Raw genomic sequence first — 19,121 nt, 5'->3', positions numbered from 1 at the left:
TGGCAGGTCGGATTCGCAAATCCGACCTTTCCGAATTTTCAGACGACCTTTCTCCCCCTACCCCATGACCCAAGACACCCGCCCCCTTATCCGCGTCGTTGCCGGCATCTTGCTCAACCAAGACGGCGACTACCTGCTCAGTTCCCGCCCCGAAGGCAAGCCCTATGCCGGATATTGGGAATTTGCCGGCGGCAAAGTCGAAGCGGGCGAAACCGACTTCCAAGCCCTGCAACGCGAGTTTGAAGAAGAACTCGGCATCCGCATCCTAGCCGCCACGCCTTGGCTGACCAAAATCCATTCCTACGAACACGCCCGCGTCTGCTTGAAATTCCTATGGGTAAACCCCGACCAATGGACGGGCGAACCCCAATCCCGCGAAGGACAGGCATGGTCGTGGCAAAAAGCGGGCGATTTCAACGTCGCCCCCATGCTGCCTGCCAACGGTCCGCTGCTGCGCGCCCTCTCCGTCCCCCGCCAGCTTCAAGGTCGTCTGAAAACCGGTTTGCACGGACAAAACAGCACCGTCGAATACCACATCGCACCCTACTCCCTTGCCGAACCGCACCACACCAACATCCTCATCTCAGAAACCGAACTGCGCAAGCTCGGCAAACTCCCCCAAGCCCAAAGCGTTTGGGTATCAATACACACCCGCGAACAATGGCTGCGCGTGCAAGATGCCGACGTCGTCGTTTGGCAAGTCAACGACGACGCAAGCGCACGACAAGTGCTTGAAATATTAGAACAAGGCGTATCCGTTCCGCTGGTTGTCGCCGCGCCCGAAACACTGGTTTCAAGCTACCGCGACCGCTGGCTCTCGACAGGCGCACACGCCGTCCTGACCGACAACGACACCGAGGTCGTCTGAAATGAACAAAAACCGCAAACTCCTCCTCGCAGGTGTCCTCCTCATCCTCTTCGCCGCCGCCAAACTCCTGCTGCTGGACTGGTGGCAGAAACAACAGCCCCAAGCCCGCGCCGCCGAGTGCGACCTCATCAAAGGCTGCATCCTGCCCGACGGCTCGCACGTCCGCTCCACTCCTATCAGCCACCGCTCCGCCTTCGACATCACCGTCGAAAACACCCCGGCCGAAACACAACAAGTCAGCATCAGCTTCAGCATGAAAGACATGGACATGGGTTTCAACCGCTATATGCTCCAACAACAATCCCCGCGCACCTGGCAAGCGCACCAAATCCACCTGCCCGTCTGCGTCGAAGGCAGACGCGACTACATCGCCGACATCACCATAGGCGGACAGACTTTTCAGACGACCTTTACTGCCCAATAGGCTTTCTACGCGTATTCAAACAAGAAAACTTTTCGTCGAATGGCTCATCACGGATTCAATTTCAATCAGAAACCTGAAAAGAGTGCTTATAACATGAAAGCGATTGTTTAGATGTTTTTCACACTAAACAATCGCTTTCTTCAGGTTTAAACAACATAAAACCATGCCGGTTTATATTTAATTCCCCATCAAGCCAATAAGCTAAAAATCCCATTAAAATCAAAATATCAATTCCATATTCAATATATTGGGATTCCGCCATCAAGCCGTTTATAGTGGATTAAATTTAAATCAGGACAAGGCGACGAAGCCGCAGACAGTACAGATAGTACGGAACCGATTCACTTGGTGCTTCAGCACCTTAGAGAATCGTTCTCTTTGAGCTAAGGCGAGGCAACGCCGTACTGGTTTAAAGTTAATCCACTATACAATCCGCCTCCTTCATTCTTTATCCCCAATCCATCCCCCGCGCCGACAAACGTAAAAGAAACAGATTCGGCACATTATCCAACCATGCCCCAGTCCCTTAAAAACAAATGAAAATATTAAAAAACCACCCACATCGCAATCTAATGCTTCCCAATCTCCCTATTTAAGTTTGCTTATCAATAAAAACAGACAAAGCAGCCCAAGAATATTCAAAAAATATCTTTGAATTCAATATTTATATCAAACCTTCATTATAAAAATAATATAAACACCCCATTTATTAATTATATTAATGTCAACACTCTGATTTTGTGCTATATTGTGACGAAATAACCATTATTCAGAAATTGAGAAGAAAACTATGAAAACCGCCTCCAACTTCATCCGCGACGACATCAAATCCATGTCCGCCTACCGAATTGCCGACTTGCCCGAAGGCTTCATCAAGCTGGATGCAATGGAAAGTCCGTATCATCCGTTTGCCCGTTTCCCAGAGCTGTCAAACGAATGGCTGCGGCTGATTGCCCGAGCGCCGATTCATCTTTACCCCAATCCCGCCGCCAGCGGGCTTCAGGAAACTTTAAGAAAAGCCTTCAACATTCCTGAATCTGCCGCCATCGCTTTAGGAAACGGATCGGACGAGTTAATCCAATTCATGACCCTGCTCGTTGCCCAATCTGGCGCGACCATGCTCGCGGTTGAACCGAGTTTCGTGATGTATCGGCACAATGCCGAGCTGTACGGCATGAATTATGTCGGCGTGCCGCTCAATGAAGATTTCACACTTGATTTGCCCGCCGTTTTATCCGCCATTGACAAACATCAGCCCGCGCTGATTTTCATCGCCTATCCGAACAATCCGACAGGCGTATGTTTCCGCCGCGAAGAAGTCGAAGCCATTATCCGCGCGGCGCGCGGTATCGTCGTTGTCGATGAAGCATACGGCGCATTCAGCCGCGACAGTTTTCTGCCGCAGGCGGGCAGCATCGAAAATCTGGTCGTGATGCGCACCATCAGCAAAATCGGTTTTGCCGGACTGCGCATCGGCTATGCGGCAGGAAGCCCCGCCGTAATGGGCGAGCTGGCGAAAATCCTGCCGCCCTACAATATGAACCAATTAAGCTTGGCGACCGCCAAATTCGCCCTGCAACACCACGACGCGATTCAGACGACCATAGATATTTTGAAAACCGAACGCGAACGCGTTTTCAGCGAATTATCCGCCATAGGTCGTCTGAAAGCCTTCCCCAGCGAAGCGAATTTCATTACCGTGCGCGTTCCCGATGCAGACGCATTGTTTAACACGCTTAAAGAAAACCGCATCCTGATTAAGAAACTCCACGGCACGCATCCGCTTTTGGCGCAGTGCGTCCGCATTACCATCGGCAGTCCCGAGCAAAACGATGCCGTACTGGACATTATCCGCAAGCTTTATGCCTGATTTTTTAAAACCTCACAGAGAGTAAACCTATGACCATCACTCAACTCCACCTTGCCAATTTCCTGCAGCTTGTCGAAGAAGCAGGCTCACTGACCAAACTTGCCCGCAAATGCGGTTACGACAACGCAGCATCCCTGTCCCAACTGAAACGCCGCCTTGAAGAGCAGGCAGAAGACGAAAAAGCGCGCGGTATCCGCCCCAGCCTTGCCGCCAAACTCGAAGCCGGCATGCACAAACGCAAAGGCTGGTTAAACCGCGACCACAGCAAAGACAAAGAAAAAGCCGCAGCCGCCGAAGCCGCCCGCCAAGAGCGTGCCGCCCAAGCAGCCGCCGCCGCACCGGCATTCCATATGCCCGCAGAAGGCCGCGCAGTCAGCATCACCCGCAACACCAGCGAAACCCAAATCACCCTCAGCCTCAACCTCGACGGCACCGGACAATACCGTTTCGACACCGGCGTACCCTTCCTTGAGCATATGCTTGCCCAAGTCGCCCGCCACGGCATGATCGACCTCGATATCACCTGCAAAGGCGACTTGCACATCGACGACCACCACACCGTCGAAGACATCGGCATCGTACTCGGACAAGCCCTGAAACAAGCCTTGGGCAGCAAAGCCGGCATCCGCCGCTACGGTCATGCCTACGTTCCGCTCGACGAAGCCTTGAGCCGCGTTGTCATCGACCTCTCCGGCCGTCCCGGACTCGTGTACAACATCGACTTCACCCGCGCCCTCATCGGACGTTTTGACGTTGACCTGTTCGAAGAATTTTTTCACGGCGTCGTCAACCACAGCATGATGACCCTGCACATCGACAACCTCAGCGGCCACAATGCCCACCACCAAGCCGAAACCGTATTCAAAGCCTTCGGCCGCGCCCTGCGCATGGCGGCAGAATACGACCCGCGTATGGCAGGACAAACCCCGTCCACCAAAGGCACCTTGAGCGACGAATCCGTTGCCGTTGAACAAGAAGAAGCGCAAAGCGAAGCGTAATCCGCTTTAAAAAAGGTCGTCTGAAAACCGGGAAACAGGTTTTCAGACGACCTTTGCGTTTGCAGCAGGCATTGTTCCAAACAGCAATCGGCAAAAACATCGCAAATGAAAGCAGAAAGCATCCGCCCCGCCCTCTTTCCCGCATCGGCGCGAACCCATCTTAAATCGCAGATATAATGGATTAACTTTAAACCAGGACGGCGTTACCTCGCCTTGCCGTACTATAGTGGATTAAAATAAAAATGAGACAAGGCGGCAACGCCCGCCGTGTACGGTTAGTACATAAGGGCGTTGGCAACGCCGTATCATTGCAATTTTAATCCACTATATCTGTACTGTCTGCGGCTTCGTCGCCTTGTCCTGATTTAAATTTAATCCACTATAATTCCAATAAAAATCCATAGTTCAAATCTCACCCACAGATTCCGCTCTTCAAAAGCATCTCGTCAAACCACGCACCCTGTGTCCCTATCATTACCCACAAACCCCAAAAGGTCGTCTGAAAACAGGCATAACAAATTTTCAGACGACCTCCGATTTGTCAAACCCGCCCGATTTATGGGAAAATCGCACGATTGAATTTAACGAAGGGCGACACCGTGTTAGACAGAGAAGGCTATCGCCCCAATGTCGGTATCATCTTAATCAACAACCGCAACGAAGTCTTTTGGGGCAAGCGTGTGCGCGAACATTCTTGGCAGTTCCCGCAAGGCGGCATCAAGCCGGGCGAAAGCCCTGAAACCGCCATGTACCGCGAGCTGTACGAAGAAGTCGGGCTGCTGCCGCAACACATCAAAATCGTCGGCCGCACGCGCGACTGGCTGCGTTACGACGTGCCGAGCCACTGGGTACGCCGCGAATGGCGCGGTTCGTATCGCGGGCAGAAACAGATTTGGTATCTTTTGCGGCTGGTCGGGCGCGACAGCGACATTAATCTGCGCGCCTGCCACCATCCCGAATTTGACGGCTGGCGTTGGCACCAATATTGGGCTCCCGTTGACGAAGTGATTGATTTCAAACGCGACGTTTACTTGGGGGCATTAAAAGAACTCTCCTCCCGCTTCCTGCGCGGCATGGAAAGCTACGAAGACTTTACCGCGCGCCTGCCTGTTGACAACCGATAAAATAACGAAACGCAACGCTTTCAGGTCGTCTGAAAGCGTTGTTCTTCCTTTCAGACGACCTCTTCCCCTATGACTAAAAACAACCAATACAGCGAATCCAGCATCACCGTCCTCAAAGGCTTGGAGCCGGTCAAAGAACGTCCCGGCATGTACACCCGCACCGACAGCCCGACCCACATCTGCCAAGAAGTCATCGACAACGCGGCGGACGAGGCGTTGGGCGGTTTCGCCACTGAAATCAACGTGCGCATCCACGACGACGGTTCGCTGTCCGTGTGCGACAACGGACGCGGCATTCCCGTCGGGCTGCATCCTGTCGAAGGCGTGCCCGTGGTCGAACTCGTGTTCACCCGTCTGCACGCGGGCGGCAAGTTCAACAAAAAAGACGGCGGCAGCGCGTATGCCTTTTCAGGCGGCCTGCACGGCGTGGGCGTATCCGTCACCAACGCCCTCTCCACCCGCCTTGAGGTCACCGTCAAACGCGAAGGCAAAATCCACCGCATTGTGTTTGCCGGCGGCGATGTGGTCGAACCGTTGGCGGAAGTGGGCAAATGCGCCGTCAAAGACAGCGGCACCGAAGTGCGCGTCTGGCCGGACGGCAAATATTTTGAAAGCCCGAATTACAGCATCCCCGAACTCGAACGCCTGCTGCGCGCCAAAGCCGTGCTGCTGCCGGGCGTGCGCGTTTCCCTGACCCGTCCGGTCAAAGGCGAAGACGAAGCGCATACCCAAACCTGGCACTACCCCGACGGTCTGAAAAGCTATTTGACCGACCTGATTGCCGACGCGCAGGAAGCCGTACCGCTGTTCTCTTGCGAAAACTACATTTCAGACGACCACAACGGTGATTTCAGCATCGGCGAAGGCGCCGCCTTTGCCCTGACCTGGCTGGAAGAAGGCTCGTGCGCCAACGAAAGCTACGTCAACCTCATCCCCACCCCGCTGGGCGGCACGCACGAAGCAGGCTTGAAACAAGCCGTGTTCAACGCCGTCAACAACTTCATCAACCTGCACAACCTCCTACCGCGCGGCGTAAAAGTACAAAGCGACGATGTGTTCAGCAAAACCGCCTTCGTCCTCTCCGCCCGCGTCCTCGACCCGCAATTCCAAGGTCAGACCAAAGACAAGCTGACCAACCGCGACGCGCTGAAACTCGTCGCCACCGTATCGGGCGACCCTTTGGAATTGTGGCTGAACCAAAACGTGGACTTCGGCAAAAAAATCGCCGAACTCGCCATCCGTCAGGCACAGGCGCGGATGCGTTCGGTTAAGAAAATCGAAAAGAAAAAAGGCAGCGGCGTCGCCGTCCTGCCCGGCAAACTGACCGACTGCGAAAGCGAAGACATCCGCGAAAACGAACTCTTCCTCGTCGAAGGCGATTCCGCCGGCGGCTCCGCCAAACTCGCCCGCGACAAAGCCACACAGGCCATCCTGCCCCTGCGCGGCAAAGTGCTCAACAGCTTTGAAGTCCACCCCGACCAACTCTTCGGCAACGCCGAAATCCACGACATTTCCGTCGCCATCGGCGTCGATCCGCACGGCATCAACGACCATCCCGACTTAAGCGGCCTGCGCTACGGCAAAATCGCCATTCTGTCCGATGCCGACGTGGACGGCTCGCATATTCAAGTTTTGCTGCTGACCCTGTTCTACCGACACTTCCCGAAACTGGTCGCCGACGGACACATCTACGTCGCCCAGCCGCCGCTGTTCCGCGTCGACGTCAACGCACAAGGCAAAAGCAAACCCGCTCGCAAATTCTACGCCCTCGACCAAAACGAACTCGACAGTATTTTAGAACGGCTGCAAAAAGAAGGCGTCAAAGAAACTGCCTATTCCATCAGCCGTTTCAAAGGTTTGGGCGAGATGAACCCCGACCAGCTCAAAGACACCACCATGCACCCCGACACCCGCCGCCTGTTGCAGGTACAAATCCCCGAAGGCGCAGATGACGAAACACGCGATATCTTCGTCAAACTGATGGGCAAAGGCGAAGCCGCCGCCCGCCGCGCATGGATGGAACGCGAAGGCGATACGGCGGAATTGGATATTTAAACGGTTTTCATGTCAGAGGCCGTCTGAAAACAAGTAAACGATTTAAACCGCCGTATTTCGAGTTTTCAGACGGCCTCTGATATTGCCATATTTCATATTCAAGTTAAATTACATAGAGAAGCAGTTAAACCCTGCAAAACCGCTCCGACCAACCGACTGATTCATCATTAATTTTCCCAAAAAAGTACTACATCTTTCCGTTATCAAACAATCTGCTGTTTATTCAACGGCGATAATTCTCTAACCTTGTTCTTATCCACCCAAAAGGCAGCCTGAAAGTTAGTTTTAACTTCGCACACTGCTGACACATTCTGACACCCACTTCGTGTATCATCACGTTTTCCCCCAACCCAAAAAGGCAACACCATGAAAAACCTCACCCTCTACACCCACCCCAAATCGCGCGGCATGAGCGTGGTCTGGATGCTCAAAGAATGCGGCGCAACGTTTGACACCGTGCTGATTTCCTACGACGACACAACGAAATCTACCGACCACCTCGCCGTGAAGTCCGCCGACTACCTCGCCGTCAACCCAATGGGCAAAGTGCCCGCGCTCAAAGCAGACGACGCCGTCATCACCGAAACAGCCGCCATCATCACCTTCCTTGCCGAGCAGTTTCCCGAACGCGGTCTGATTCCCGCCGCCGACAGCTTGGCGCGGGGCGAATACTACCGCTGGCTCTGCTTCGCCATCAATTTGGAATACGCCGCGTTTGACCGCTTCTTCCAAGTTCCCAGCGATGCCCTGCGGCGCAAAGGTATCGGCTACGGCGATTTGGATACCGCCTTCGGCGTATTGCGCAACCATCTGGCGCAGCACGACTTTATCGTCGGCAAGCAGTTTTCCGCGCTGGACCTCTACTACACCATGCTGCTGGTGCAGTTCACCCGTGTGAAACCCGTGGAAGGCATCGCCTGCGATGTGTTTGATGCCTACATCGCCCGCCACACCGCCCGCCCCGCCTTTGGCGAAACCATGGCTTGGGTGGAAAAGGAAATGGCGAAAATGGGGATCGCGCAGTAAAGTAAAGGCAGCCTGAAAACGTGTTGGATGCGTTTTCAGGCTGCCTTTTTTGGAAGTGCTTACCGGCTCAAAAGCCATTCGGCCAGCTGCGCGTCTACGGCAAAATCGCCATTCTGTCCGATGCCGACGTGGACGGCTCGCATATTCAAGTTTTACTGCTGACCCTGTTCTACCGCCACTTCCCGAAACTGGTCGCCGACGGACACATCTACGTCGCCCAGCCGCCACTGTTCCGCGTCGATGTCAACGCACAAGGCAAAAGCAAACCCGCCCGCAAATTCTACGCCCTCGACCAAAACGAACTCGACAGCATCTTGGAGCGGCTACAAAAAGAAGGCGTCAAAGAAACCACCTATTCCATCAGCCGTTTCAAAGGCTTGGGCGAGATGAACCCCGACCAGCTCAAAGACACCACCATGCACCCCGACACCCGCCGCCTGTTGCAGGTGCAAATCCCCGAAGGCGCGGATGACGAAACACGCGACATCTTCGTCAAACTGATGGGCAAAGGCGAAGCCGCCGCCCGCCGCGCATGGATGGAACGCGAAGGCGATACGGCGGAATTGGATATTTGATGCCGTTGGTTTGAAAAGCAACAAAGGTCGTCTGAAAGTTTCAGACGACCTTTGTTGCAAACAGCGGCATTATGGTTGCCCGCCGTCGCGGATTTCTAGGCTGTCCACCCTGCTGCGCCGCTCTGCGCCGCAATTCTGGTTGTGTACCAAGATACATTGATAACCGACGCAATAGGTGTGGTAATCCTCAACCTCAATGTTGTAGACCGTGGTGCGGTAGCGGCGGTAATGCCGCTGTCCGTCCTCATCCACATATAGCAGGTTCTCATCGTTCGGCACATCCATCAAATCCCATGTCGGACGATGCCGAGATTCTTCATTCAGCACCATATTATAATTTTCTCCCAGTTCCGACTGCTCCCAGCCGTAGGCCAAATTGGTCTGCTGTATCCAAGCTTGGTCGGTATCACGGTAGGCATACAGCGGGCGGTAATCCTCCACCACGTAATAATCGTTTTCAAGGCCCAGAACCACATCGCCGCGCTCGAGCTGGTCGGCGCGCTTCCACACCGGCTGTTCGTACAGCCGCATTTCATAGGGAGTGTGCTTAAATGCCCACAGGGCTTCGTATCTCGCCCTGCCTTCATCTCCGGCAAACACATATTCGCCATCGTCGTAATCGCAGCCCTTCCAATAGGCACCGAGCTTACCGAATTTGGGATGCTCAAGAATCAGGTTGGTGACCACGCCGTACACGCAGAACGGGTAGTTTGGGGTGGCGACCAAGGTTGCCCCTCCCCCATTTCGGTTAGGGAAACAAGAAAATTTCAGCATTACCACTTCCTTGTCCTCATAACGGAAGGTATTCACCACCCGCTTGGGAACGGCCTTGCCGATGCCGTTTTCAGGGCGAGACATCACCAAATCACCCACCTTCAACTCGTCTATCGGCGTCCAGCCTTCTTCCGTTTCTACCAAGGTGCCCTTCATAAAGCCGCCCATGCCGGAGGTTAGGGCGTTTTCTACGGCGTGTTGTCCATTCAATTTGTTCATATTGTTTCCCGAAATTGTGTTTTTAAAAGTTTCTGATTGGAAAAAATAGCTATGATAAATACCCATTCATTGCCGCTCATTAGGTCGTCTGAAAATTTCAGACGACCTCTGTTGCAAACAGCGGCGTTACGGTTGCCCGCCGTCGCGGATTTCCAGACTGTCCACCCGGCTGCGCCGCTCTGCGCCGCAATTCTGGTTGTGCACCAGGATGCCCGGATAATCGACACAGTAGGTATGGTAATCCTCGACCTCGATGTTGTAGACCGTGGTGCGGTAGCGGCGGTAATGCCGTTGTCCGTTCTCGTCCACATACAGCAGGTTCTCGTCGTTCGGCACGTCCGCCCAATCCAATGTCGGACGGTTCCGCGATTCTTCATTCAGCACCATCTCATAGGTGTTGCCTAAATCCGACTCTTTCCAGCCGTAGGCCAGATTGGTCGGCTGTATCCATGCCTGGTCGGTATCGCGGTAAGCATACAGCGGGCGGTAATCCTCTACTACATAGTAATCCTTATAATCATTTTCATACCCCAACACCACATCGCCGCGCTCAAGCTGGTCGGCGCGCTTCCACACCGGCTGTTCGTACAGCCGCATTTCATAGGGCGTGTGCTTAAATGCCCACAGGGCTTCGTATCTCGCCCTACCTTCATCCCCAGCAAACATGTCTTCGCCGTCGTCGTAATCGCAGCCCTTCCAATAGGCGCCGAGCTTACCGAATTTAGGATGCTCAAGAATCAGGTTGGTGATGACGCCGTACACGTAGAACGGGTGGTTCGGAGTAACGACCAGGGCTCCCGCCCCCCCCCCGTTCCTTTCGGGGAATTGGGAGAAATTCAACATCACCACTTCCTTGTCTTCATAGCTGAAGGTGTTCACCACCCGCTTGGGCACGGCCTCACCGATGCCGTTTTCAGGACGCGACATGACAAGGTCGCCCACCTTCAACTCGTCTATCGGCGTCCAGCCTTCTTCCGTTTCTACCAAAGTGCCCTTTATAAAGCAGCCCATGCCGGAGGATAGGGCGTTTTCTACGGCGTGTTGTCCATTCAATTTGTTCATATTGTTTCCCGAAATTGTGTTTTTAAAAAGTTTCTGATTAAAGGAGATGGCTATATAGACACCTCGTATCACTTGTAAGGTCGTCTGAAAACAGATTTGGTTTTTCAGACGACCTTTTTACATTATGCTGCCAAACATGGTTAAAAAATCATGTAGTAATCTTCAAAAAGCTGAATAGAAGGCATTTCCATATTGTTTCCTTAACGGTTGGTCAATATGCATATTTTAAATGAGAAAATATATTTATGGCTGACAAAGACCGTTTTCTTGATAATAATATTGACCCTGACTCAGAATGAATCGAAAGCATAAAAGGTCGTCTGAAAGCCAATCGTTTCAAACCATCATCTAAGGACATTCATAAATGGTACGCCTTACCTCATCTTTATTATTGCTCATCACCGGTCTTTCACTTACCGCCTGCGGCTCTAGCATTGATTACGACCGCCAAGGATTGGCGCGCAGCAAACAAATGTGGCAGCAGCGGCTGGACAGCCTTCCAATCGGCGCAACTGAAGCGCAACTGCACGACTGGCAAACCAAATACGGATTAAAACTGGCGTTTCAAGAACCTGACCATTATTACAGTTCCAACCTGCCCGAAGGCCATTTCCCCGTAAAAAAACATTGGTCCAAATTCAGCCCTTGCGATGCTTATTTCTTATCTTTGACCATCCAAACCAATGAGCAAAAGCAAGTGGTTAAAAAAGAACTGAAAGCCTTGGGCAGCTGCATATAAACTGTTTATGATTCAGGTCGTCTGAAATTTAAAATCCGTTTTTCAGACGACCTGGATTTCGGATTGAAACTTTATCCATCATCAACATAAACCAACCCTCATCAATAAAGACTACAACATGAATTATCGCGAAATCATTAACGAACTAAATGAAAACCTACATGCATTTCCTGAAGCCGAAACTGTATTTTCCGAAAAGCAGCCATGGTTGAAAGAACATTTTCTGCCTTGTATCAGTATCGACTTAGTGGAAATCAATCCCGAATGGAAAGGCATAACGCTGCATTTGATCAATCCGCAGGAACCGGGCGACGGCTTAATCGGCGAGCTGACGCAGTTCGCCCATAATGAATTTATCGGAATTAACTGGCTTTCATTCCGCTTGACTGAAGACAACCGTTACGAATTCTTGGGTGACGAGCGTTATTTTCTCCGCAGTCCGGCCAACAAACATTTGCTGACCGATCCGTATTTGGAAAAATATTTTGCCGAAAACCTGAAAAACTATGCCGAACAGAAAAAAGCATTTCAAGAAAAAACAGGGGATTACAACGGAGAGCCCTATTTCAGCAAGTATGACGGATTATTTCTGAACAGCTTGGGTGGAGAACGCATTGAAAGTAGCAACTGGTCAACCTCAGACGACATCCCGTCTGCTTACAAAATGACGCAAGACGAAGACGGGAACGTCACCATTACCCACAATGGCAATCGTTTTTACCATATCGCCTCAGCTTGCGGTTATTCCTATTCCCATGGCGCAGACAATATTGTCATGCTGTACGAGCCGATCAGCAGACTTGTTCTATTTACTTACGATTGGACATAAACCATGAGTGAATTAAACGACCAAACCTACGACTCCATTTGCCGGCTTTGCGAACAAGGCGACACGTTGGCGGAAGACGGGCAATACGCCGAAGCACTCGACCTTTATTGGCAGGCGTGGGATTTGTTGCCCGAACCGAAAACCGACTGGGAAGCGGCAACATGGATTCTGGCAGCCATCGGCGATGCGGATTTCTTGAGCGGCGATTTTACCGCCGCGCACGAGCATTTAAGCCACGCCATGTATTGCCCGGACGCAATCGGCAACCCGTTTTTGCATTTGCGTTTAGGACAGGCGCAGTTTGAATTGGGCAATATGGAACGCGCCGCTGACGAGTTGATGCGCGCCTACATGGGTTTGGACGACGAAGCGTGGCTGGACGAAGACCCGAAATATCTGGATTTTTTAGCCACCGTGGCAGAAGGCATTGAAAACCACAGCCGAAAAAACCACTAGTGCAATATAGGCTGCACCCTGTTTTTCAGACGACCCGAACTTCAAACCAGTTATATAGTGGATTAAATTTAAATCAGGACAAGGCGACGAAGCCGCAGACAGTACAGATAGTACGACAAGGCGAGGCAACGCCGTACTGGTTTAAAGTTAATCCACTATAAAAGGTCGTCTGAAAACCGGTCCCACCTAAAACTCAAAAGGAATCCACCATGTACACTTGCACTTCCTGCGGCGAAAAACATGAAGACATGCCGGCGCTCTGCTTTGCCACTCCCGATCCCTATAATCAACTCAGTGAAGAAGAACGCATTGCTTATCAAGCGGAATGTGATTCTGATTTCTGTATCATCCGCTATCCCGACCAAACCGACCGTTTTATCCGCGCGGTGCTGCTTATTCCGATTATCGGGCATGAGGAAACGCTGGAATACGGCGTGTGGGTATCCGTCAGCGAAAAGAGTTTTAACGACTATCAAAGCGACTTTCACGACAATCCGGAAAACGTCGTTTATTTCGGCAGGATATGCAACTGGCTGCCCCCTTACGAATCCGACACCTTCGGCCTGCACTGCAATGTCGTTACCCAGTCCGACAACCGACGTCCCCTGCTGCAACTGCATCAAGGCAGCGAACATCCGCTGGTACACGACTTTTATCACGGCATAGAATATGCCGAAGCGCAGGCAAGGATAGAGGCGGCATTCGGTGCAGACTATTAAGGACCGAATGGCAAACCGCCCTCTATTGAACGAAACCATGTCCGACGGCTCCCGCCTGTTCCTGCAACTGCCGCAAACCTGCCCGCCGTCGAGCCTGCTGCGGCAAATTGTCTGCCGCTTAGGCGGACCCCTACCGCCTTCGTTTCTAATGAAATAACAGGCGAAACGTGGATAGATTTCGGTTACAAGGGCTGGAAGTTCAGTATTCACAATCCATATAGTGAATATTGTTTTTTTGCCGAAAACAGCGAATGCCCCGAAGCTATATTGCAATCTATGATTCAGGTCGTCTGAAATCCAAAGTCCGGTTTTCAGACGACCTCAAATAAGGATCAACATGAAATACAAAGACCTACGCGACTTCATCGCCATGCTCGAGCAGCAGGGTAAACTCAAACGCGTCGCGCATCCCATTTCCCCGCATTTGGAAATGACCGAAATCGCTGACCGCGTGCTGCGCGCCGAAGGGCCGGCGTTGCTGTTTGAACACCCGATTAAGCCCGACGGTACGCGCTACGATTATCCCGTGTTGGCAAACCTGTTCGGCACGCCCGAACGCGTGGCGATGGGCATGGGCGCGGACAGCGTGTCCAAGCTGCGCGAAATCGGGCAGACGCTGGCGTATCTGAAAGAACCCGAACCGCCCAAAGGCATCAAAGACGCGTTTTCCAAGCTGCCGCTGTTGAAAGACATTTGGAGCATGGCGCCGAACGTGGTGAAAAATGCGCCGTGTCAGGAAGTCGTGTGGGAAGATGAAGACGTTGATTTATATAAACTTCCGATTCAGCATTGCTGGCCGGAAGACGTTGCGCCGCTGGTAACTTGGGGCTTAACCGTAACACGCGGGCCGCACAAAAAACGCCAAAATTTAGGCATTTACCGCCAGCAACTCATCGGCAAAAACAAACTGATTATGCGTTGGCTGTCGCATCGCGGCGGCGCGCTGGATTATCAGGAATTCCGCAAACTCAATCCCGATACGCCGTATCCCGTCGCCGTCGTGCTCGGTTGCGACCCCGCCACCATTTTGGGTGCGGTAACGCCCGTTCCCGATACTTTGAGTGAATACCAGTTTGCCGGACTGCTGCGCGGTTCGCGGACGGAGCTGGTGAAATGTATCGGCAACGATTTACAAGTGCCCGCCCGTGCCGAAATCGTGCTGGAAGGCGTGATTCATCCAAACGAAACCGCGTTGGAAGGTCCATACGGCGACCACACGGGCTATTACAACGAGCAGGATCATTTCCCCGTATTCACGGTCGAACGCATCACCATGCGCGAAAACCCGATTTACCACTCCACCTACACGGGCAAACCGCCCGATGAACCCGCCGTTTTGGGCGTGGCATTGAACGAAGTGTTCGTACCGCTCTTGCAAAAGCAGTTCCCCGAAATCACCGATTTCTACCTGCCGCCCGAAGGCTGCTCCTACCGCATGGCGGTGGTCAGCATGAAAAAACAATACGCCGGACACGCCAAGCGCGTGATGATGGGTTGCTGGTCGTTCCTGCGCCAATTTATGTACACCAAATTCATCATCGTGGTCGATGACGATGTGAACGTGCGCGACTGGAAAGAAGTCATCTGGGCCGTAACCACGCGCATGGACCCCGTGCGCGACACCGTTTTAGTGGAAAACACGCCCATCGATTATCTGGACTTCGCCAGCCCCGTCAGCGGACTCGGCGGCAAAATGGGCTTAGATGCAACCAACAAATGGCCGGGCGAAACCGACCGCGAATGGGGACGTGTGATCAAAAAAGACCCTGCGGTTACGGCTAAGATTGATGAGATTTGGAGGGAGTTGGGTTTGTAAAAACAGGCATTTCAGACAGCCTGCACCTTTTGGAAGGTCGTCTGAAAGCAGCGTTTCAACAAAATTTCCAAACAATATTAGGTATTTTTGAGTATGGAAACACGAAAAACAGCCCGCCTAATCCTCCGCTCTTGGACGCTGACCGATGCTGAATCGGTGTACGAACAAGCCCGCAACCCTAAAATCGGAGCGATGTGCGGCTGGCCTCCTCATACCAGCGTGGAGGAAAGCCGCGAAATTATTGAACACGTCCTCCGCAAGCCGCATAGTTTTGCCATTTGCTTGGAAGATAATCAAGCGATAGGCAGCATCGGCCTACTTTTTCAAAACGACAGCAATCTGCCGATGAGCGACCGTGAAGCGGAAATAGGTTATTGGCTGGGCGAGGATTTTTGGGGAAAGGGTTATGCAACCGAAGCGGTGCAATCGGTGGTTGCCTATGCTTTTGAGGAATTGTCTCTGGAGCGGCTTTGGGCTGTGGCTTATCAGGAAAATACCCCTTCGCAACGCATGCTGGAAAAATGCGGATTTTATCCTCATCACACTGAAGAACACTTCTTTTCCAAGCCGACGGGTGAGACGCATAGGGCGGTAATATATGCGCTGGAGAAAGAGTAGTCGTCGGAATGTACTCGTAAAGCAACATATCTTGCTTGTTTTAAACCACATTAAGCACTAAAAGGGTCGTCTGAAATCAAGTTTTCAGACGACCCTTTTAGCCGATAAAACTTTACAATAACTTATCTAATTATTGCATGTTGCCGATACACCCCTGATTTAAAACTCATTCACTCTGAAGCAATCGCCCCGCCACCAGATACCCAAATCCCACTGCCGATATTTCGAACAGCATTTTTTTGGCTATATAAAGCATTACTTTACAGATTTTTTGATATAATTTTGACTATCCGTTTAGATAACCCGTTGATACCACTCTCTGCGTGTTTTCAGACGGCCTATCAAAAATATAACTTGTTTTCCAAATAAAAGGCCGCCCGCTCTATGCACGAAACTTTTTCCCTCGCACCCATCGTTATCGTCCTCCTCGTTTCCGTCATTACGGTGATTTATTGCCGTAAATTCAACATTCCTTCCATGCTCGGTTATCTTTTGGTCGGCTTTATCGCCGGTCCGGGTATGTTGAAGCTGATTCCGCAAGGCCATGCTACTGATTATCTGGGCGAAATCGGTATCGTATTCCTGATGTTCAGTATCGGTCTCGAATTCTCCCTACCCAAGCTCAAAGCCATGCGCCGCTTGGTGTTCGGTTTGGGCGGTTTGCAGGTCATTGTGACCATGTTGTCGATTATCGGCATTTTGATGTTGATGGGCGTCAGCTTTAATTGGGCGTTTGCCGCAGCAGGGGCGATGACCATGTCGTCCACGGCAATCGTCAGCCGCATCCTGTCCGAAAAAACCGAATTAGGACAGCCGCACGGTCAAATGGCAATGGGTGTCTTGTTGATGCAGGATATTGCCGTTGTGCCGCTGATGATCCTGATCCCTGCATTGGGGGGAAATGGCGAAGAAGGCAGCCTGTGGGCGGCGCTTGGTCTTGCCGGATTGAAAATGCTGGTCACGCTGGGCGTATTATTCGTCGTCGGCAGCAAGGTGATGTCGCGCTGGTTCAGAATGGTCGCCAAACGCAAGTCGTCTGAATTGTTCATGATCAACGTCTTGCTGGTAACCTTAGGCGTAGCTTATCTGACCGAACTTGAAGGCTTGTCGATGGCATTGGGCGCATTCGTCGCCGGTATGCTGCTTTCGGAAACGGAATACCGTTTCCAAGTGGAAGACGACATCCGCCCGTTCCGCGATATTCTGCTCGGCTTCTTCTTTATCACGGTCGGCATGAAACTGGATATCCAGGCTTTAATCGGCGGCTGGCAGCAGATTCTGATTTTGCTGGCAATCCTGCTGGTATTGAAAGCATTGGTCGTCTTTTTCATCGCTTTGCATATGAAGCATCCGATTGCAGACAGCTTGAAAACAGCCCTCTATTTGGCACAAGGCGGCGAATTTGGTTTTGTGATGTTAAACATCTCCAGCAAAATCAATATGGTGTCGCCAGAGCTGGAACAGGCGGCTACGGCAGCGATTCTGTTGTCCATGATTATCGCCCCATTTATCTTGGGCAGCAGCGATGCCATCGTCAGCCGTTTTGTCAAATCAAGCTGGGATATGAAGGCATTGGATTTGCACAGCATGTTGGTAGAAACCATGAGCAAATCCGACCACGTCCTGATTATCGGTTTCGGACGCGGCGGTCAGACCGTCGGACGCGTCTTGGCTCAGGAAAACATCCCCTACTTCGCCCTCGACCTTGATATCGGCAGGGTTCAGGTGGCACGCAATGCGGGCGAGCCGGTTTCGTTCGGCGATGCCAAGCGGCGGGAAGTCTTGGAAGCCGCAGGTTTGGAACGCGCCAAAATGGTGGTCATTACCCTGAACAATATGCACGAAACCCAGCATGTTCTCGACAATATCATGTCACTGCATCCGAGTATGCCCGTGTATGTTCGGGCGACCAATGACGATTACGTTAAAATCTTCACAGATATGGGCGCAGAAGAAGCAGTATCCGATACCAAAGAAACCAGCTTAGTGCTGGCAAGCTACGCCATGTTGGGCAATGGCGCGACATACAGCCATGTTTATCAGACCATTACCAACATCCGACACAGCCGCTACGCCTCTCTGGAAGGCTTGTTTGTCGGCAGCGATGATGAAAACGGATTCGGTGAAGAAGGCAAATCCATATGCCGCCACGCCTTCCCTCTGACAGGCGAAGCCTACGCCATCGGCAAGACCATCCGTGATTTGCCTTTGGATAACGCCGGCATCAAACTTCTATTTATCCGCCGTAACACAAGCAGGATAGAAAACCCCGACTTGGATTTCCAGCTTCAACCAAATGATATTTTGGTCGTCGCAGGCAGACAGGAGGAAATTATTTCTTTTGAAAACTGGAGTTTGCAAGGAAATACCTAATACACTGAAAAATAAAGCTTGCGCGGCGGATGCTTTTTTGATTTAATAGCGTCTTCGCAAATGCAGCGACAAGGGTGATTAGCTCAGTTGGTAGAGCGTCTGCCTTACAAGCAGAATGTCGGCGGTTCGACTCCGTCATCACCCACCAAGTTTCCTTTCATTGTTGCAAAACAATGATGCGCGGTGGTAGCTCAGTTGGTTAGAGTACCGGCCTGTCACGCCGGGGGTCGCGGGTTCGAGCCCCGTCCGCCGCGCCAAATTTCAAAAATACTGACATCGTCGGTATTTTTTATTTTAGGGTGATTAGCTCAGTTGGTAGAGCGTCTGCCTTACAAGCAGAATGTCGGCGGTTCGACTCCGTCATCACCCACCAAGTTTCCTTTCATTGTTGCAAAACAATGATGCGCGGTGGTAGCTCAGTTGGTTAGAGTACCGGCCTGTCACGCCGGGGGTCGCGGGTTCGAGCCCCGTCCGCCGCGCCAAATTTTAAAAATACCGGCTTTTGCCGGTATTTTTTTGCGCGTAAGAAACGAACGTAGAAAAAGAGCGGTATTTAGTTTTTCAGACGACGTGCAT

18 protein-coding genes, 4 tRNA genes and 2 pseudogenes are annotated in these 19,121 nt (G+C 51.9%); 21 read left to right on the top strand and 3 right to left on the bottom strand.

Features of this window, described 5'->3' with window-relative positions; all coding sequences use genetic code 11:
* Positions 1–64: 64 nt before the first annotated feature.
* Together MON40_RS03565 and MON40_RS03560 are read left to right on the top strand one after the other, a co-directional pair.
* Entirely contained in the window at positions 65–868 is an 804-nt protein-coding gene (locus MON40_RS03565; protein WP_003777161.1) for an NUDIX domain-containing protein, read from the top strand.
* A gap of 1 nt (position 869) precedes the next feature.
* Positions 870–1,292 carry a hypothetical protein gene (locus MON40_RS03560; protein WP_003777158.1) on the top strand — a complete coding sequence of 141 codons (423 nt, stop codon included), beginning with the start codon at positions 870–872 and terminating at the stop codon, positions 1,290–1,292.
* A gap of 118 nt (positions 1,293–1,410) precedes the next feature.
* On the opposite strand, the gene MON40_RS03555 is transcribed toward MON40_RS03560, so the two are convergent.
* Positions 1,411–1,554 carry a hypothetical protein gene (locus MON40_RS03555; RefSeq protein WP_003777155.1) on the bottom strand — a complete coding sequence of 48 codons (144 nt, stop codon included), beginning with the start codon at positions 1,552–1,554 and terminating at the stop codon, positions 1,411–1,413.
* A 528-nt stretch (positions 1,555–2,082) separates the two neighbouring features.
* Between MON40_RS03555 and hisC the strand changes: the two genes are divergently transcribed.
* The 6 genes and pseudogenes from hisC to MON40_RS03525 form a co-directional block, all read left to right on the top strand.
* On the top strand, positions 2,083–3,162 hold the full coding sequence (gene hisC, locus MON40_RS03550; protein ID WP_003777153.1) for a histidinol-phosphate transaminase: 1,080 nt from the start codon (positions 2,083–2,085) through the stop codon (positions 3,160–3,162).
* A 29-nt stretch (positions 3,163–3,191) separates the two neighbouring features.
* The gene (gene hisB, locus MON40_RS03545) at positions 3,192–4,160 is read left to right on the top strand and encodes an imidazoleglycerol-phosphate dehydratase HisB (RefSeq protein WP_003777151.1); all 969 of its coding nucleotides are present in this window, start codon (positions 3,192–3,194) and stop codon (positions 4,158–4,160) included.
* A gap of 599 nt (positions 4,161–4,759) precedes the next feature.
* Positions 4,760–5,284: an RNA pyrophosphohydrolase gene (locus tag MON40_RS03540; RefSeq protein ID WP_003777150.1), complete on the top strand. Its 525-nt coding sequence runs from the start codon at positions 4,760–4,762 to the stop codon at positions 5,282–5,284.
* A 69-nt stretch (positions 5,285–5,353) separates the two neighbouring features.
* Positions 5,354–7,339, top strand: coding sequence for a DNA topoisomerase IV subunit B (gene parE / locus MON40_RS03535; protein WP_003777147.1), 1,986 nt, complete (start codon positions 5,354–5,356; stop codon positions 7,337–7,339).
* A gap of 366 nt (positions 7,340–7,705) precedes the next feature.
* Entirely contained in the window at positions 7,706–8,365 is a 660-nt protein-coding gene (locus tag MON40_RS03530) for a glutathione S-transferase family protein (RefSeq protein ID WP_003777143.1), read from the top strand.
* A gap of 95 nt (positions 8,366–8,460) precedes the next feature.
* Positions 8,461–8,940 (top strand): annotated as a pseudogene (locus tag MON40_RS03525) (DNA topoisomerase IV subunit B); the annotation flags it as partial.
* Between the two features lie 69 nt (positions 8,941–9,009).
* Here MON40_RS03525 and MON40_RS03520 read toward each other — a convergent pair.
* Positions 9,010–9,933: a Hint domain-containing protein gene (locus tag MON40_RS03520; protein ID WP_039862847.1), complete on the bottom strand. Its 924-nt coding sequence runs from the start codon at positions 9,931–9,933 to the stop codon at positions 9,010–9,012.
* Between the two features lie 126 nt (positions 9,934–10,059).
* Entirely contained in the window at positions 10,060–10,995 is a 936-nt protein-coding gene (locus tag MON40_RS03515; RefSeq protein WP_242925994.1) for a protein C- splicing region, read from the bottom strand.
* A gap of 364 nt (positions 10,996–11,359) precedes the next feature.
* On the opposite strand from MON40_RS03515, the gene MON40_RS03510 reads away from it, so the two are divergent.
* From MON40_RS03510 to MON40_RS03450, 13 genes and pseudogenes are all read left to right on the top strand, one after another.
* The gene (locus tag MON40_RS03510; protein ID WP_003777134.1) at positions 11,360–11,734 is read left to right on the top strand and encodes a hypothetical protein; all 375 of its coding nucleotides are present in this window, start codon (positions 11,360–11,362) and stop codon (positions 11,732–11,734) included.
* Positions 11,735–11,852: 118 nt separating this feature from the next.
* Entirely contained in the window at positions 11,853–12,563 is a 711-nt protein-coding gene (locus MON40_RS03505; protein WP_003759921.1) for a hypothetical protein, read from the top strand.
* A 3-nt stretch (positions 12,564–12,566) separates the two neighbouring features.
* Positions 12,567–13,019 (top strand): tetratricopeptide repeat protein, encoded by a 453-nt coding sequence (locus MON40_RS03500; RefSeq protein WP_003768766.1) that lies wholly within the window; start codon positions 12,567–12,569, stop codon positions 13,017–13,019.
* 41 nt (positions 13,020–13,060) lie between these two features.
* Positions 13,061–13,177: pseudogene (locus MON40_RS13500) on the top strand (IS5/IS1182 family transposase); the annotation flags it as partial.
* A gap of 51 nt (positions 13,178–13,228) precedes the next feature.
* On the top strand, positions 13,229–13,738 hold the full coding sequence (locus MON40_RS03490) for a DUF2199 domain-containing protein (protein WP_003777131.1): 510 nt from the start codon (positions 13,229–13,231) through the stop codon (positions 13,736–13,738).
* A gap of 7 nt (positions 13,739–13,745) precedes the next feature.
* Entirely contained in the window at positions 13,746–13,895 is a 150-nt protein-coding gene (locus tag MON40_RS03485; RefSeq protein WP_242925993.1) for a hypothetical protein, read from the top strand.
* Between the two features lie 180 nt (positions 13,896–14,075).
* The gene (gene ubiD / locus MON40_RS03480; protein WP_003777127.1) at positions 14,076–15,554 is read left to right on the top strand and encodes a 4-hydroxy-3-polyprenylbenzoate decarboxylase; all 1,479 of its coding nucleotides are present in this window, start codon (positions 14,076–14,078) and stop codon (positions 15,552–15,554) included.
* Between the two features lie 93 nt (positions 15,555–15,647).
* Positions 15,648–16,172: a GNAT family N-acetyltransferase gene (locus MON40_RS03475; protein ID WP_003777125.1), complete on the top strand. Its 525-nt coding sequence runs from the start codon at positions 15,648–15,650 to the stop codon at positions 16,170–16,172.
* 384 nt (positions 16,173–16,556) lie between these two features.
* Positions 16,557–18,545: a monovalent cation:proton antiporter family protein gene (locus tag MON40_RS03470; protein ID WP_003777123.1), complete on the top strand. Its 1,989-nt coding sequence runs from the start codon at positions 16,557–16,559 to the stop codon at positions 18,543–18,545.
* A 72-nt stretch (positions 18,546–18,617) separates the two neighbouring features.
* A tRNA-Val gene (locus tag MON40_RS03465) sits at positions 18,618–18,693 on the top strand.
* 32 nt (positions 18,694–18,725) lie between these two features.
* A tRNA-Asp gene (locus MON40_RS03460) sits at positions 18,726–18,802 on the top strand.
* Between the two features lie 40 nt (positions 18,803–18,842).
* Positions 18,843–18,918: transfer RNA gene (locus MON40_RS03455), tRNA-Val, on the top strand.
* A gap of 32 nt (positions 18,919–18,950) precedes the next feature.
* Positions 18,951–19,027: transfer RNA gene (locus MON40_RS03450), tRNA-Asp, on the top strand.
* The last annotated feature ends 94 nt before the right edge of the window (positions 19,028–19,121 follow it).

It is taken from the genome of Neisseria macacae ATCC 33926, from assembly GCF_022749495.1.
GTDB classification, from domain to species: Bacteria; Pseudomonadota; Gammaproteobacteria; order Burkholderiales; family Neisseriaceae; genus Neisseria; species Neisseria macacae.
The sequence above is the reverse complement of the archived record's forward strand: the minus strand, read 5'-3'. Positions and strand labels throughout refer to the sequence as shown.